This is a genomic window from Leifsonia aquatica H1aii, from assembly GCF_000633535.1.
In the GTDB taxonomy this organism is placed as follows: Bacteria; Actinomycetota; Actinomycetes; order Actinomycetales; family Microbacteriaceae; genus Leifsonia; species Leifsonia aquatica_A.
Map to the genome: position 1 here is coordinate 502247 of NZ_AYMR01000009.1, position 14302 is coordinate 516548.

Below are 14302 nucleotides of genomic sequence, written 5' to 3' on the forward strand. Positions count from 1 at the left end.
CGCCGCCCGGCGGCCACCGCGGCGACTCACGCCGTGCAGCGCGGCGCAGCGTGGCCGTTACGGTAAATTCACCTGCGTGTATCTGAAGAGTCTGACGCTCAAGGGCTTCAAGTCGTTCGCGCAGCCGACGACGTTCGCCTTCGAGCCCGGCGTCACCTGCGTGGTGGGGCCGAACGGCTCCGGCAAGTCCAACGTCGTCGACGCGCTGGCGTGGGTGATGGGCGAGCAGGGCGCCAAGACGCTTCGCGGCGGCAAGATGGAGGACGTCATCTTCGCCGGCACCTCGACCCGCGGCCCGCTCGGCCGCGCGGAGGTGCAGCTGACCATCGACAACACCGATGGCGCCCTGCCGATCGAGTACTCCGAGGTGACCATCTCGCGCACCCTCTTCCGCAACGGCGGAAGCGAGTACGCGATCAACGGCCAGTCGTGCCGGCTGCTCGACGTGCAGGAGCTGCTGAGCGACTCCGGCCTGGGCCGCGAGATGCACGTGATCGTGGGGCAGGGGCAGCTGGACGCCGTCCTGCGCGCGAGTCCGGAGGAGCGCCGCGGCTTCATCGAGGAGGCCGCCGGCATCCTGAAGCACCGTCGGCGCAAGGAGAAGACCCTCCGCAAGCTCGACGCGATGCAGGCGAACCTGACCCGGCTCAGCGACCTGGCGGGGGAGGTGCGGCGCCAGCTCAAGCCGCTCGGCCACCAGGCGGAGATCGCCAGGGAGGCGCAGACGATCGCCGCCGTGGTGCGGGACGCCCGCGCCCGCCTCCTCGCCGACGAGGTCGTGGGACTGCGCCGCGTCCTCGACGTGCACACCCGCTCCGAGGCGGAACGGCACACCGAGCAGATCGTCCTGCAGGAGCAGCTGGAGCAGAAGCAGCTGCGGCGCGCCCGTCTCGAGCAGGCGCAGATCGGCGACGCCGTCGACGCCGCTCGCAGCGTCGCCTTCGCACTGGAGTCGGTGCAGGACCGCCTCCGCTCCCTCTACACGCTCGCCACCCAGCGGCTCGCGCTCCTCGGCAGCCAGGCCGAATCCACCGACGAGGGCCCGCGGGTCAGTCCGCAGATGGTCCAGGATGCGCACGAGGAGACGGAGCGTCTGCGCGCCGTCGTCGGCGAGGCCGAGGCGGCGTGGACGGCCTCGCAGGCCGCCACCCGTGCCGCGCGGGAACGGCTCGACGCGGTCGACGACGAGATCGCCGCACAGAGTGCGCTCGTCTCCCGTCACGACCTCGAGATCTCCAAGCTGAGCGGTCAGGCCGACGCCGCCGCCCAGCGGCTCGCCGCTGTGCGCGGGGAGGTGCTCCGCCAGCAGAACGCGCTCGATGCCGCCGCCGAGCGGCTGTCGCAGGCGCAGCTGGCCTTCGATCAGCGTGAGGCCGAAGCGGAGGAGTCCGATCTCGGCGAGGGATCCCTCGACGAGGCGTACGAACTCGCTCAGGCCGACGTCTTCGAGGCGGAGGGCGAGATCGAACGCCTCCGCGAGGAGCTGCACACGCTGGAGCGCGAGCGCGACGCGCTCGCCGCGCGAACGGGCGCGCTGTCGCTCGCCCTCGATCAGAAGGACGGATCGGCCGCCCTCGTGGCCGCCCGTCTCACGGGCGTCCGCGGGCTCGTGGCCGAGCACATCCGGGTGCACCCCGGCTACGAGGCGGCCATCGCGGCCGCGCTCGGCTCCCTCTCGGACGCCGTGCTGGCGGAGGATCGCGATGCGGCGTTCGACGCGGTCGCCCACGCCGCCTCCGACGACCTCGGCCGGGTGGAGGTGGTCCTCGCCGAGGCCGTGGTGCCGGAGGTCGACCTGAGCGGTGTCCCCAGAGTCGTGCCGGCCCGCAGCGTGGTGGACGCGCCTCCCGGGGTGCTTGGCGTGCTCGCCTGCACGGCGGTCGCCGACGACCTGGAGTCGGCGCGCACCGCGGCGGACGCGTTCGCCTCGCGCGATCTCGGCGGCCCGGTCACCCTGATCACCCGGGCAGGGGACGTGCTCACCCGATTCGTCCTGCGCGGGGGGTCCGGCGCCAAGCAGAGCCGCATCGAGCTCATCGCCGAGCGGGATGCCGCCGCCGACCGCCTGGGCGAGGTCACCTCGCTGATCGAGCGGGCCGGGTTCACCCTGGCCGAGCAGCGCGGCGTGCTGCAGGTGGCGAAGGAGCAGTCCCAGGCGGCGCTCGCCGCCCTCCGCGAGTTCGACGCGAAGCTCGCGGCGCGCACCGAGCAGCTCAACCGGGTGAAGGTGCAGCTGGAGGGGGCGCTCGCCGAGTCGGAGCGCCTCGGTCGTGCGCACGATCAAGCCGCCGAGCGCGTCGCCGAGGCCGAGGCGGCCGCTCAGGCGGCGTCCGCCGAACTCGAGACAGCACGCTCCCGCCCCCGGCCCATCCTCGACGTCAGCGCCCGGGACGCGCTGTCGGCCGAGCTCGACTCGGCTCGCGAGTCGGAGGTCGAGGCGCGACTCGGCGTCGAGACCGCCAAGGAACGCGTTCGTGCCGAGCAGGCGCGCGGGGAAGCGCTCGCCCGTCAGCTGGAGGCCGAGCGCGCCGCCGCCGAGGAGGCCGCACGACGCGCGGTGATCCGTCGCCGTCAGCTCGACGCCGCGCAGGGGGTCGTCGACGCGCTGCCGCCGGTGCTCGCCTCCGCCGACCGTTCCGTCGCTCAGGCCCGGCTCGAGCTCGCGACCGCGGAGGCCGAGCGCGCCAGCCAGAACGAGGAGCTCACGACCGTGCGCCGTGAGGAGAACGCCCTGCGGGAACGTCTGCACGGCGTCACCGAGAGCGTTCACGGTCTGGAGCTGCAGATCTACGAGAAGAAGCTGCACCTGTCGAGCCTGCTCGAGCGCGTCGGCAGCGAACTCGGTCTGGTGGAGGACGTGCTCGTCGCCGAGTACGGCCCCGAGGTGGGCATCCCGGTGGAGCGCGACCCCGACGGCGCCCGGGACGCGGCCGCCGGACCCGGCGCCGACGACGAGCCGCCGACCGTGCCGTTCGTCCGGGAGCAGCAGCAGAAGCGGCTCGCTGGGGCCGAGCGCAAGCTGGCGCAGCTCGGGCGGGTGAACCCGCTCGCCCTGGAGGAGTTCGCCGCTCTCGAGCAGCGGCACAAGTTCCTCACCGAGCAGCTGACCGATCTGACCAGCACCCGCACCGATCTGCTGACGATCATCGAGGAGATCGACGAGAAGATGCAGTCGATCTTCGAGTCCGCCTTCGCCGACACCAAGGAGGCGTTCGGCCGGGTCTTCCCGATCCTCTTCCCCGGCGGAACCGGCAGCATCGCGCTGACCGATCCGGACGACCTGCTCACCACCGGGATCGAGGTCTCGGTGAAGCCCGCCGGCAAGAAGATCGAGCGTCTCTCGCTGCTCTCCGGCGGTGAGCGGTCGCTGGCGGCGGTGGCCCTGCTGATCGCGATCTTCAAGGCGCGTCCGAGCCCGTTCTACATCATGGACGAGGTGGAGGCGGCGCTCGACGATGCCAACCTCGGCCGGCTGCTGACGATCTTCGAGGACCTGCGTGAGAGCAGTCAGCTGATCGTGATCACGCACCAGAAGCGCACGATGGAGATCGCGGACGCCCTCTACGGGGTGTCGATGCGGCAGGATGGGGTTTCGGCGGTCGTCGGCCAGCGCGTCGCGCAGGAGGAGGCGTCCTGACGGAGAGGGGGGCGCGATGCTGCGTCCGAGAGTCGTGCTGTGGTGGGGGATCGGCCTGACGGTCGCGTCCACGGTGATCAACGCGGTGGTGCCCGCCATCGTCTACGGGGCGTGGGCGGGCGGAACCGGGGCGACGGGATTCGATCAGGGCCTCGCCGTCACGGTGCAGACATTCCTCCAGGTCGTGACCGGAGCCATGCCGGTGCTCGGTCCGGCGCTGATCGCGGCGGCGATCGTGATGGCCTATGTCGGCCGGCTGGTGGTGCGCTCCCCGGAGCACGCCTTCCGGCTCGGACCGCACGGGGACGGTGTCTCCGGGCAGGACGGGCGTCCCGGTCCGGCCGGACAGGACGAGAGCCGGCGCGACGTCACCCGCTGAGTCCGGTCAGACGTCGATGGCGGCGAGGCGCTCGTCGAGGCCGTCGAGCGCTGCCCGTGCGCGCCGATCGCAGCGCAGCGCCGCCGCCTCGAAGCCGTTGCTGCGCAGGAACTCGGCGAGCAGGGTGTCGTCACGGTGGGCGCCGAGAGCGTCCTGGACCGCCTCGGCGGCGGCCGCGAGACGCACGGCGTCGCGGCCCAGGTCGTCGGCCACCGCCTCCGCCGCGTAGCGCAGCCGCCGGGCGGCCTTGCGCGTCTCGTGCCGCTCGTCGAGGGAGTCGCCGCGCTCGGCGTGCACCCGCCGCACAGCCCTCCGCAGCCCGTGCCGCGTGAGGCGCCGGGGGTGCCGGCGCCCCGCCTCGCTGAGAGGAGGATCAGCGGCGAACCCCTGCAGATCCGCCAGCAGGCGGCGGTGCGACCGTCTGCGCAGATGCTCCAGCAGTGCGGCACGTTCGCGGTCGTGCAGCGCGCGGGAGTCGGCGGCCAGAGCCTCCACCCCATCGACGAGCACAGGGTCGTCGTCCGCCTCGAGCACGCCGTCGAGCGCCGCCGCCCGCACCTCGGCGTCGCGCACGACGCCGAGTCGGTCTCCCAGAGTCTTCAGCCGTGCGCGCAGGTGCTCCGTCTCCGCGGGCTCGAACGCCCGCCGGTAGACGCCGAGCACGCTGCGCAGACGACGCACCCGCGTCCGTGCCTGGTGCACGGCGTCGTCCCCGTCGGATTCGATCGCCACCAGCTGCTCGGCGAGCTCGGCCGACACCGCCACGAGGGAGAACATGGCCCCACGCTAGCAACTAGTCTGAGTGGCATGGCAGACCGCACACCCTGGTCCTTGTCGGGCGCCCTCCGCGGGCTGTTCGCCAAGAAGACCATCGATGAGAACACCTGGGACGACCTGGAGGCGGCACTCATCACCGCCGACTTCGGGCCCGACGTGACCGAGGCGATCATCGACGACCTCCGCGCCAAGGTGGAGCGCTATCACACCACCGATCCGGCCGACCTGCAGCGCATGCTGCGGGAGACGCTGGAGGAGCGGCTGTCGAAGCTCGACACCACCCTCAAGCTGAGCGAGCGGCCGGCGATCGTCCTGGTCGTCGGCGTCAACGGCGTCGGCAAGACGACCACGATCGGCAAGTTCGCCAAGTTCCTCCGCACGTACGACCGCACCGTCGTCGTCGGTGCCGCCGACACGTTCCGCGCCGCCGCCGTCGAGCAGCTGGCCACCTGGGCGGAGCGCGCGGGCGCGGGCATCGTCCGCCCCCAGCAGCAGGGCCAGGACCCGGCCTCCGTCGCGTTCCAGACCGTCGAGAAGGCCAAGAACGACGGCACCGAGATCGTCATCATCGACACCGCGGGCCGGTTGCAGACCAAGGGCGGCCTGATGGACGAGCTCTCCAAGATCAAGCGCGTCGTCGAGAAGCAGGCTCCGATCTCCGAGGTGCTGCTGGTGCTCGACGCGACCACCGGCCAGAACGGTCTGGCGCAGGCCGAGGCGTTCCTGGAGCATGCCGGCGTCACCGGGCTGGTCCTGACCAAGCTCGACGGCTCTGCCAAGGGCGGCTTCGTGCTGGCGGTGCAGGAGCGCACGGGCATCCCGATCAAACTCGTGGGCCAGGGCGAGGGCATCAACGACCTCACCGGCTTCACCCCGCACGTCTTCGCACAGCAGCTGGTCGGCTAGGGGGAGCGCATGGCGATCGAGCACGACTTCTTCGGCATCATCGACGAGACCGCCTCCGGCGGTCTCGCCTGGTCCGACACCGTGGAGCTGGCCGAGCAGGCCGTCGAGGTGGAGCTGCTCGCCGACGACGAGACCGCCGTCAGCGAGTACGCCCTGGACGCGGCGGCGGCGCTGATCCAGGCGCTCGAGGGCTTCGACGCCCGCGCCAGGGACGCGCTGATCGCCGAGCTCAGTTCGCGGCAGTCGGCGACCACCCAGTACATCGACCAGCACGTCGACCGGATGGGCGAGAGCCTGGTCGACCTGCTGGTCCACAACTCGGGAGACATCGCGATCGACGTGCTGCGGTCGCTGCAGCTGCTGCACGTGGTCCTGCAGCCGGACAACGCCGACGAGGAGGAGGTCTTCGCCACCTTCGACTACTCGATCAGCCCCGACGAGACGGACGCCATCCTGACGGTCTCGTTCGACGTGCGCGGCGACGTGGTGGCGGTCGACACGCAGGGCTGAGCCCGGTCCGCCCACAGCGGACCGACGCACGGCCGACGCACGGCGAGTGCCCGGTGCGGCCCGATAGACTTGTCGGATCATGGCTACTTTCGGCACGCTGTCCGACCGTCTCGCGGACACCTTCAAGAACCTGCGCACCAAGGGCAAGCTGTCGCCGGCGGACGTCGACGGCACCGTGCGCGAGATCCGTCGCGCCCTGCTCGACGCCGACGTCGCACTCGACGTGGTCAAGGAGTTCACCGGCAAGGTCCGGGAGCGCGCCCTCAGCGACGACGTCAACAAGGCGCTGAACCCGGCGCAGCAGGTCGTGCAGATCGTCAACGAGGAGCTGGTGGGCATCCTGGGCGGCGAGCAGCGCCGACTCCAGTTCGCCAAGAAGCCGCCGACCGTCATCATGCTCGCGGGCCTCCAGGGTGCCGGAAAGACCACGCTCGCCGGCAAGCTGGGCAAGTGGCTGGTCAAGGACGGCCACACGCCGCTGCTGGTCGCCGCCGACCTCCAGCGCCCCAACGCCGTGAACCAGCTGCAGATCGTCGGCGAGCAGGCCGGCGTCCCCGTTTACGCACCGGAGCCGGGCAATGGTGTCGGCAACCCGGTGAAGGTCGCGAAGGACGCCCTGAAGTTCGCCGAGACCAAGCAGTACGACACCGTCGTCATCGACACCGCCGGCCGCTTGGGCGTCGACGCGGAGCTGATGAAGCAGGCCGCCGACATCCGCAAGGCCACCGATCCGGACGAGGTCCTGTTCGTCATCGACGCGATGATCGGCCAGGACGCGGTCGCGACCGCCAAGGCCTTCCAGGACGGCGTCGACTTCACCGGCGTCGTGCTCTCCAAGCTCGACGGCGACGCTCGCGGCGGTGCGGCACTCTCGGTGGCCTCGATCACCGGTCGGCCGATCATCTTCGCCTCCACCGGTGAGGGCCTCGACGACTTCGAGCCCTTCCACCCCGACCGCATGGCGTCGCGCATCCTCGACCTCGGCGACATCCTCACCCTCATCGAGCAGGCCCAGGAGGCCTTCGACGAGGAGGAGGCGCGCAAGGTCGCCGAGAAGTTCGCGACCGACAGCTTCACCCTCGACGACTTCCTCAAGCAGATGCAGCAGCTGCGCAACATGGGCTCCATCAAGAAGATGATGGGCATGCTGCCGGGCGCCGGGCAGATGAAGCAGCAGCTCGACAACTTCGACGAGAGCGAGATCGTGCGGACGGAGGCCATCATCCAGTCGATGACGAAGGCCGAGCGCACCACCCCGAAGCTCCTCAACGGCTCGCGTCGACTGCGCATCGCGAAGGGCTCGGGCACCACGGTGACCGAGGTCAACCAGCTCGTCAACCGCTTCGAGCAGGCGGCCAAGATGATGAAGACCGTCGCCAAGGGCGGCGTTCCGAACGTCCCCGGCATGGGCCCGATCCCCGGCGCCGGTTACGCCGGACGCAAGCCGCAGGCCAAGAAGAAGAAGGGCTCGCGCTCCGGCAACCCGGCGAAGCGCGCCGCGGAGAACGCCGCGCTGGCCTCGGGTGTCGACCCGAACGCCACCTCGGCACCGGCCGGAAGCGGCTTCGGCCTGGGCGGCGGGGGAGCGGCCCCGAAGGGCGGCCCCACCGAGGAGGAGCTGGCCTCGCTGCAGAAGTTCCTGGGCCGCTAGGCGCCAGGCGCTAGAGCGTCGCGGCCAGGGGCGCCAGCCGGTTCTCGATGCGCGCGGCCACCGCGCGCTGGCCGGCCGCGTTCGGATGGATGCCGTCGGCCTGCAGCAGATCAGCCTTGCCCTCCAAGGGGCGGCCCAGGTCGAGGAAGTCTCCGCCGACCGTCCGCACGGCCGCTCCGACGATGTCGTCCACCCGGTCCATCGTGGCGGGCTGCGGGTCGGCGCCCCAGATCCCGGTGATGCCGATGATGTGGGCCTTCGGGAAGGCGTCCCGCAGCTCGCCGAGCAGCCGGTCGGCCGAGGCGGTGACCGCGGCGGGATCCTGATCCCGGTCGTTGCGGGTGGCGGCGATGAGGATGTATTCCGGGTGCAGCTTCAGGGCGCGGTCCACCTGATCGCGGTAGGTGGTGCCGTTCCAGCCGGCCTTGATGAATCCCGATCCGGACACCGCCAGGTCGTCGAGCCGCCAGCCGTGCTGCTCGGCGATGAGGGCGGGCCAGGCCTCGCCGGGGCCGACGCCCTTGCCGAACGCGATGGAGTCGCCGATCGCGACCGCGGACGGCCGCTCGGCGGCGGCGGGGGCGGCGGCGGACTCAGCGGCGACCGGCTTCGCGGTCGCGGCGCAACCCGTCAGCGCCGTTGCGGCGACGGCGAGGGCGGCGACGGCGAGGGCGAGGCTCAGAGGGCGTCGCGTGCGGGGGCGGGTGATCTGCACGATGTGAGGATAGATCCCCGATGTTGCGTGAATGCTGAGTGCCGGTCGGCGCGTCCCGAACCCCCGGTCAGGGGTTGATTCGAGGGTCAGCTGTGCGCTGCGTCCGCCGCCGTCGAACGGGCCGCCACGAGACCGTCCAGGTCGGTCAGGGCGACGGCGGCGATCGCCTGCTGCCCGGCGGCGGTCGGGTGTTCGCCGTCGGCCTGGACGAGGCCGTCCTGGTCCCGGTAGGGCTCGCCCAGATCGATCCAGACGCCGCCATCGGCCGTCACGGCGGTCTGGAGTGCGGCGTCCAGAGGCGCGAGGTCGTCATCCGAGGCCGCGCCGCTCAGCGCGTCGTAGCCGATGATCCGCGCGTGGGGGAGCGCGGTGTGGAGCTTTCCGATCGCGGCCGTCATCGCCGCGGTGACGGTCGCGTCGTCCTGGCCGAGATCGTTGTCGGAGGCGCCGATCAGCACCAGCTGCGCGTTGTCGGCGATCGCCGCATCCACCTGCGAGGCGAAGGTGCCGCCGTCGGCGCCGGTCGCGACGAATCCGGCTCCGGACACGCTGAGGTTGTCCAGGCCCCAGCGCCGGTCCACCGCGAGCAGGTCGGGCCATGCCTCGCCGGGTGTGAGGCCGAGACCCGCCTCGATCGAGTCGCCGATCACCGCGACCCGGTAGTGCGGGTTGACCACCGGCGTGCCGAGCGCCACCGGGTCGACCGTGGAGGCGCACCCGCTCAGCGCCGCCGCGCCGATCGTCGCCACCGTGATGGCGGTGGCGAAGGCGGCGAGTGGTCGGTGAGCGAGCATGTCGGAAGCCTACGAGCGGAGGCTATGCCTTTGCTATGCGCCTGTGAGGGCGTCCCTGTGCGCGTGGCAGTGGGGTGGGGCGGTTCATCGCGGGAGGCCGCCGCGCAGCTCGTGGGTCAGCGAGCTGACCACCGCCTGGAGGCTCCCGCCGTTGGCCCCGGCCACCTGGAGCTGCCGCTGATAGCTGGCCCCGCCGTCCAGGATGCGGAGCACATCCTGCAGCTCCTGCGCGCAGCCGAGCCGGTCGGCGACAGGCTCCAACTCGTCCACCAGCTCACGCAGCGCCTCGGAGACCAGCCGTTCGCGCCCGTCGGGGGCGACGATGATCTCGGCGTCGAGACCGTAGCGCGCGGCGCGCCACTTGTTCTCGCGAACGAACCAGGGCTGCAGGGTCACCGGCTCCACGCCGTCGTCGAGGTCGCCCGCCATCCTGTCCGTCAGGCAGTGGATCAGGGCCCCGACGGCGCCGACCTCGTCCGCCGTCGACAGGCCGTCGCAGGCGCGCATCTCGACCGTGCCCCACTTCGGCGAGGGACGGATGTCCCACCGGACCTCGGAGTGGTCGGTGACGACACCGGTCGTCACCAGGTCCTGGACGTACTCCTCGTAGTTGGCCCACGAACCGAACTGCCAGGGCAGCCCGGCCGTCGGCAGCTGCTGGAACATCAGTGCGCGGTTGGAGGCGTAGCCGGTCGCCGCTCCCGCCCAGTACGGGCTCGAGGCGCTCAGCGCCTGCAGGTGCGGGTAGTACGTGAGCAGGCCGTTCACGATGGGCAGGGCCTTGTCGCGTTCGTCGATGCCCACGTGCACGTGCACGCCCCAGATCATCATCTGGCGCCCCCACCACTGGGTGCGGTCGAGCAGACGGTCGTAGCGGTCGTTCGGGGTGACCTTCTGGTCGTACCACTGGGCGAACGGGTGCGTTCCGGCGCAGAGCAGTTCGACGCCGAGCGGATCGGTCACCTCCCGCACCATGCCCATCAGCTCCTGGAGGTCGGAGACCGCCGCCGGGACCGTGCGGTGCACGCGGCTCACCAGTTCCACGGTGTTCAGGAGGAGCTCGTGAGTGATCTGCGGGTGCTCCCGGCCGTCCGGCGTGCCGAGCTCGCGGAGCACCTCGTCGGCGATGTGGACGAGGTCCCCGGTGGCGCCGTCGACGAGGGCGATCTCCCATTCGATGCCGACGGTGGAGCGCTCGGACTCCGAGAATTCGATCTGCAAGGGTGTCGTCCCGTCCGTCCGATTGTTCAAAGCAGGGCAGTATCTGACAGAATAGCTAGTTGAGTTCCGTCGTACCCGACCCTCTATCCGGTTCGGCGGGATACCAAAGACCTCCTGCCGAGTGTGCCCCCACGCTCACGGCAGTCAGTTCGACAAAACTCACTCATCAACACTGGAGAATTGTGGCTGTCAAAATCCGTCTGAAGCGCCTGGGCAAGATCCGCGCTCCGTACTACCGCATCGTCGTCGCCGACTCGCGCACCAAGCGCGACGGTCGCGTGATCGAGGAGATCGGTCTGTACCACCCCACCGAGGAGCCCTCGCGCATCGAGGTCGACTCGGACCGCGCGCAGTACTGGCTCAGCGTCGGCGCCCAGCCGTCCGAGCAGGTCCTCGTGCTCCTCAAGCTCACGGGCGACTGGGGCAAGTTCAAGGGCGACAAGGACGCCGTCTCGACCGTGAAGACGGCCGACGAGAAGGTCGCGTTCGTCGCCGACGAGAAGAAGAAGCCGGTCCTCAAGCCCAAGGCGGAGAAGCCCGCTGCTGTCGCCGCTGAGGCGGAGGCCGTGGTCGAGGCCGAGGTCGAGGCCGAGGAGGCCGCCGAGGCCGAGGTCGTCGCCGAGGCCGAAGAGATCGTCGCCGACGCCGAGAAGGCGTAACACCTTGCTCGCACCCGCGCTCACGCACCTGGTCAAGGGCATCGTCGACCACCCGGACGACGTGCACGTCGTGGCCAAAAGCTCCCCGCGTGGAGAGGTCCTCGAGATTCGTGTGAATCCCGAGGACCTCGGCCGGGTGATCGGCCGCTCCGGCCGCACCGCCAAGGCGCTCCGCACGCTCGTGTCCGCGCTGGCCGACGGCCGTCGCGTCCGCGTCGACGTCGTCGACGACTGAGGTGGCCGACCACAAGCTGCCCCGCAAGGACGTCGCACCGCGACCGGATCAGACCGAGCTCCGCGTCGGTCGGCTCACCAAGGCCCACGGGCTGAAGGGGGCCCTCAAGCTGGAGCTGTTCACCGACGAGCCGGAGAAGCGGTTCGTCTCGGGCGCCGAGTTCACCCTCCAGGTCCCCACCGCCTCCAAATGGCACGGCAAGACCCTCCGGCTCAGCGAGCTGCGCTGGTACAACGGTCACGCCGTCGGCTTCTTCGAGGGAGTGGACGACCGGGACGAGGCCGAGACACTGGTCAAGGCCATCCTCTGGGTGAGCCAGGATGTGAAGGAGCTCCCGGAGGAGGCGGACGCCTGGTACGACCACCAGCTGGTCGGCCTGAGCGCCGTCCGTGACGGGCACCCCGTCGGCACGGTCGCCCGGGTGGATCATCTTCCGGCGCAGGACCTGCTGGCGATCAAGACCGTGACCGGTGAGGTGCTCGTGCCGTTCGTGAAGGCGATCGTGCCCGAGGTCGATCTGGCCGCCGGGACCGTGACCCTGACGCCGCCGACCGGGCTCTTCGAGGAGATCCCGGAGGACGACGCCGCGTCCGACGAGGCCGGGGCCGTCGAGCCACCGTCCCAGGACGACGCCGCAGCGGACGATGCGGCAGCGGACGATGCGGCAGCGGACGATGCTGCAGCGGACGATGCTGCAGCGGACGACGCTGCAGCGGACGACGCTGCTGCGGCGGCTGTGGAGTCGCCCTCCGCGGACTGATCCCTCCCGCGACGCGAGAAGCCCCGACCTCGCGGTCGGGGCTTCTCGCGTCTCAGCCGACGATCGAGAGCCCGCGCGCCCGGAGCCCGCGCGCGTCGGCGTCGAGTGCCGCGGCGAGCCGCTCGTGGGTGGCGACGATGTGCCGGTGGATGTGCTCGGCGGCCGCCTCGGCGTCCCGGGCGGCGACGAGGTCGACGATGCGGCGGTGCTCCTGCCAGGCGGTGCGCCGGGACTCCTCGCTCCGCACCTCCAGCCAGCGGGTGCGCGCGAGCCTGGTCATCGCGGAGTCGACCGCGTCGGCGAAGAAGTGGTTGCCGCTCAGCGCGGCGAGCCGCACGTGGAAGCCTGTGCCGGCACCGACCGCGTCCTCGTGCGTGCGGGCGAGGTCGTAGGCGCCCAGCCGCTCGGCGAGCGCCGCGATGTCCGCGTCGGCAGCGCGCGCGCAGCTGAGCCGCACCGCGGCGGTCTCCAGAGCGTCGCGCAGCTCGCTGAGCCGGGCGATCTCGCCGAGATCGATGGGGGAGACCTGCCACGCGCGGCCGTCGCGCGCGACCAGGCCTTCGCTCTCCAGGCGCTGCAGCGCCGCGCGCAGTGGGGTGCGCGAGACGCCGAGATCGGTCTCGAGCCCGCGCTCGGTCAGCCGCGACCCCGGGACGCGGTCGAGGTCGAGGATCTCGGAGCGCAGGCGCTCGTAGGCGGTGGGCTGCGCGCTCATGGGAGTCCTCTCCTGGCCTGCCGGCCGGTGTCGAGCAGTCGATGCGGACCGGGCCGTGTCGACCAGTCTGGTGCATCCGTGTGGCGGGCCGTTTTGGTATACCACTAGGGTATACCGCATGATGCCCGTCCTCCAACGCTCCGGCCTGCGCCGTCCCCGGCCCTGGCTGATGCTCGGCTTCGGCGTGATCGCCCAGGCGAGCTCGACCGTGTTCGTGTCGACCCCGGCGTTCCTCATCCCGCTCCTGCACAGCGAGCGCGGGCTGAGCCTCGCCCAGGCGGGTCTGCTCGCATCGGCACCGACCCTCGGCCTCGTCCTCACGCTCATCGGCTGGGGTGCGTTGAGCGACCGGATCGGCGAGCGCTGGGTGATCGCCTCCGGGCTCGCCATCACCGCCCTCGCCGGGCTCGGCGCGATGTTCGTGTCGTCCTACCTGGCACTCGGGGCGTTCTTCCTGCTCGGCGGGATGGCGGCCGCCAGCCCGAACGCCGCGAGCGGACGGGTGGTGATCGGCTGGTTCCCGAAGGAGCGCCGCGGCCTCGCCATGGGCATCCGGCAGATGTGCCAGCCGCTGGGCGTCGCCGTGGCCGCGCTCTCGATCCCGCTGCTGGCCGCCGCCGGGGGGATCGGGGCGGCGCTGGTCGTGCCGACCGCGCTGTGCGCCGTCTCCGCGGTGCTCTGCGCCGTCGGCATCGTCGACCCGCCCCGGCCGCCGCGCACGTCGCCAGACGGGGCGGCGCCGCACCGGCAGGCCGCCTGGCGCCCCTACCGCGAGACCTCACTGCTGTGGCGTATCCACGCGGTGTCGATGCTGCTGGTCGTTCCGCAGTTCACGGTGTCGACGTTCGGTCTGGTGTGGCTGGTCACCCAGCTGCACTTCTCTGCGCTGGCGGCGGGCATCGTGATCGGGGTCAGCCAGTTCGCCGGCGCGATCGGGCGGATCGGCGTCGGGGTCCTGAGCGACCGGGTCGGCAGCCACCTGCGTCCCCTGCGGTGGGTGTCGCTGGCGGCGGTCGCGGTCATGCTGCTGATGGCGGTCGCGTCCGCTCTCGGCTCGGCGCCGGCCGCGGTCATCCTGATCGTCGCAGCGATCGTCACCGTCGCCGACAACGGACTCGCGTACACCTCCGTCGCCGAGATCGCCGGGCCGTTCTGGTCGGGTCGCGCCCTCGGCACGCAGAACACCGGGCAGTTCCTCGCGGCCTCCGTCGTGGGCCCGGCGGTCGGTGGACTGATCGGCTGGCTCGGCTACCCGCTGGCGTTCGCGCTCGTCGCCCTGTGCCCGGCGATCGCGACCCCGCTCGTCCCGCGTGACCGGGAGTTGGCCGTCGTGCCCGAATAGA

At 71.4% G+C, this 14302-nt stretch carries 13 protein-coding genes and 1 pseudogene; 9 read left to right on the top strand and 5 right to left on the bottom strand.

Going from position 1 to position 14302, the window contains the following annotated elements:
• Positions 1-76: 76 nt before the first annotated feature.
• The gene (smc, locus tag U870_RS0111030; RefSeq protein WP_025157446.1) at positions 77-3637 is read left to right on the top strand and encodes a chromosome segregation protein SMC; all 3561 of its coding nucleotides are present in this window, start codon (positions 77-79) and stop codon (positions 3635-3637) included.
• Positions 3638-3653: 16 nt separating this feature from the next.
• Entirely contained in the window at positions 3654-4016 is a 363-nt protein-coding gene (locus tag U870_RS0111035; RefSeq protein WP_052357661.1) for a hypothetical protein, read from the top strand.
• A gap of 6 nt (positions 4017-4022) precedes the next feature.
• On the opposite strand, the gene U870_RS0111040 is transcribed toward U870_RS0111035, so the two are convergent.
• On the bottom strand, positions 4023-4793 hold the full coding sequence (locus U870_RS0111040) for a CHAD domain-containing protein (RefSeq protein WP_025157448.1): 771 nt from the start codon (positions 4791-4793) through the stop codon (positions 4023-4025).
• 30 nt (positions 4794-4823) lie between these two features.
• Between U870_RS0111040 and ftsY the strand changes: the two genes are divergently transcribed.
• From ftsY to ffh, 3 genes are all read left to right on the top strand, one after another.
• Positions 4824-5699, top strand: a complete 876-nt coding sequence (gene ftsY / locus U870_RS0111045) for a signal recognition particle-docking protein FtsY (protein WP_025157449.1) — start codon at positions 4824-4826, stop codon at positions 5697-5699.
• Between the two features lie 9 nt (positions 5700-5708).
• Complete coding sequence (locus U870_RS0111050) at positions 5709-6209, top strand: DUF2004 domain-containing protein (RefSeq protein WP_025157450.1); 501 nt, start codon at positions 5709-5711, stop codon at positions 6207-6209.
• Between the two features lie 79 nt (positions 6210-6288).
• Complete coding sequence (ffh, locus tag U870_RS0111055; protein ID WP_025157451.1) at positions 6289-7860, top strand: signal recognition particle protein; 1572 nt, start codon at positions 6289-6291, stop codon at positions 7858-7860.
• Positions 7861-7870: 10 nt separating this feature from the next.
• Here ffh and U870_RS0111060 read toward each other — a convergent pair whose 3' ends face one another.
• From U870_RS0111060 to U870_RS0111070, 3 genes are all read right to left on the bottom strand, one after another.
• The gene (locus tag U870_RS0111060; protein WP_025157452.1) at positions 7871-8575 is read right to left on the bottom strand and encodes an SGNH/GDSL hydrolase family protein; all 705 of its coding nucleotides are present in this window, start codon (positions 8573-8575) and stop codon (positions 7871-7873) included.
• Positions 8576-8661: 86 nt separating this feature from the next.
• The gene (locus tag U870_RS0111065; protein ID WP_025157453.1) at positions 8662-9369 is read right to left on the bottom strand and encodes an SGNH/GDSL hydrolase family protein; all 708 of its coding nucleotides are present in this window, start codon (positions 9367-9369) and stop codon (positions 8662-8664) included.
• An 84-nt stretch (positions 9370-9453) separates the two neighbouring features.
• Positions 9454-10590, bottom strand: coding sequence for a glutamate--cysteine ligase (locus U870_RS0111070; protein ID WP_025157454.1), 1137 nt, complete (start codon positions 10588-10590; stop codon positions 9454-9456).
• A gap of 182 nt (positions 10591-10772) precedes the next feature.
• On the opposite strand from U870_RS0111070, the gene rpsP reads away from it, so the two are divergent.
• The 3 genes and pseudogenes from rpsP to rimM all read left to right on the top strand — a co-directional run.
• The gene (gene rpsP, locus U870_RS0111075; protein ID WP_025157455.1) at positions 10773-11249 is read left to right on the top strand and encodes a 30S ribosomal protein S16; all 477 of its coding nucleotides are present in this window, start codon (positions 10773-10775) and stop codon (positions 11247-11249) included.
• A gap of 4 nt (positions 11250-11253) precedes the next feature.
• Positions 11254-11484, top strand: coding sequence for an RNA-binding protein (locus tag U870_RS0111080; protein WP_025157456.1), 231 nt, complete (start codon positions 11254-11256; stop codon positions 11482-11484).
• A gap of 1 nt (position 11485) precedes the next feature.
• A pseudogene (gene rimM / locus U870_RS22555) lies at positions 11486-12118 on the top strand (ribosome maturation factor RimM); the annotation flags it as partial.
• A gap of 178 nt (positions 12119-12296) precedes the next feature.
• Here rimM and U870_RS0111090 read toward each other — a convergent pair.
• Positions 12297-12959 carry a GntR family transcriptional regulator gene (locus U870_RS0111090; protein WP_025157458.1) on the bottom strand — a complete coding sequence of 221 codons (663 nt, stop codon included), beginning with the start codon at positions 12957-12959 and terminating at the stop codon, positions 12297-12299.
• 121 nt (positions 12960-13080) lie between these two features.
• Here U870_RS0111090 and U870_RS0111095 point away from each other — a divergent pair, with 121 nt between their 5' ends.
• Entirely contained in the window at positions 13081-14301 is a 1221-nt protein-coding gene (locus U870_RS0111095; protein ID WP_029947487.1) for an MFS transporter, read from the top strand.
• The last annotated feature ends 1 nt before the right edge of the window (position 14302 follow it).

Bases quoted from the DNA above. Each gene is read 5' to 3' on its own strand.
- U870_RS0111035 (WP_052357661.1), top strand. From the start codon at position 3,654: ATGCTGCGTCCGAGAGTCGTGCTGTGGTGGGGGATCGGCCTGACGGTC.
- U870_RS0111090 (WP_025157458.1), bottom strand. From the start codon at position 12,959: ATGAGCGCGCAGCCCACCGCCTACGAGCGCCTGCGCTCCGAGATCCTC.
- ftsY (WP_025157449.1), top strand. From the start codon at position 4,824: ATGGCAGACCGCACACCCTGGTCCTTGTCGGGCGCCCTCCGCGGGCTG.
- U870_RS0111065 (WP_025157453.1), bottom strand. From the start codon at position 9,369: ATGCTCGCTCACCGACCACTCGCCGCCTTCGCCACCGCCATCACGGTG.
- U870_RS0111040 (WP_025157448.1), bottom strand. From the start codon at position 4,793: ATGTTCTCCCTCGTGGCGGTGTCGGCCGAGCTCGCCGAGCAGCTGGTG.
- ffh (WP_025157451.1), top strand. From the start codon at position 6,289: ATGGCTACTTTCGGCACGCTGTCCGACCGTCTCGCGGACACCTTCAAG.
- U870_RS0111050 (WP_025157450.1), top strand. From the start codon at position 5,709: ATGGCGATCGAGCACGACTTCTTCGGCATCATCGACGAGACCGCCTCC.
- U870_RS0111095 (WP_029947487.1), top strand. From the start codon at position 13,081: ATGCCCGTCCTCCAACGCTCCGGCCTGCGCCGTCCCCGGCCCTGGCTG.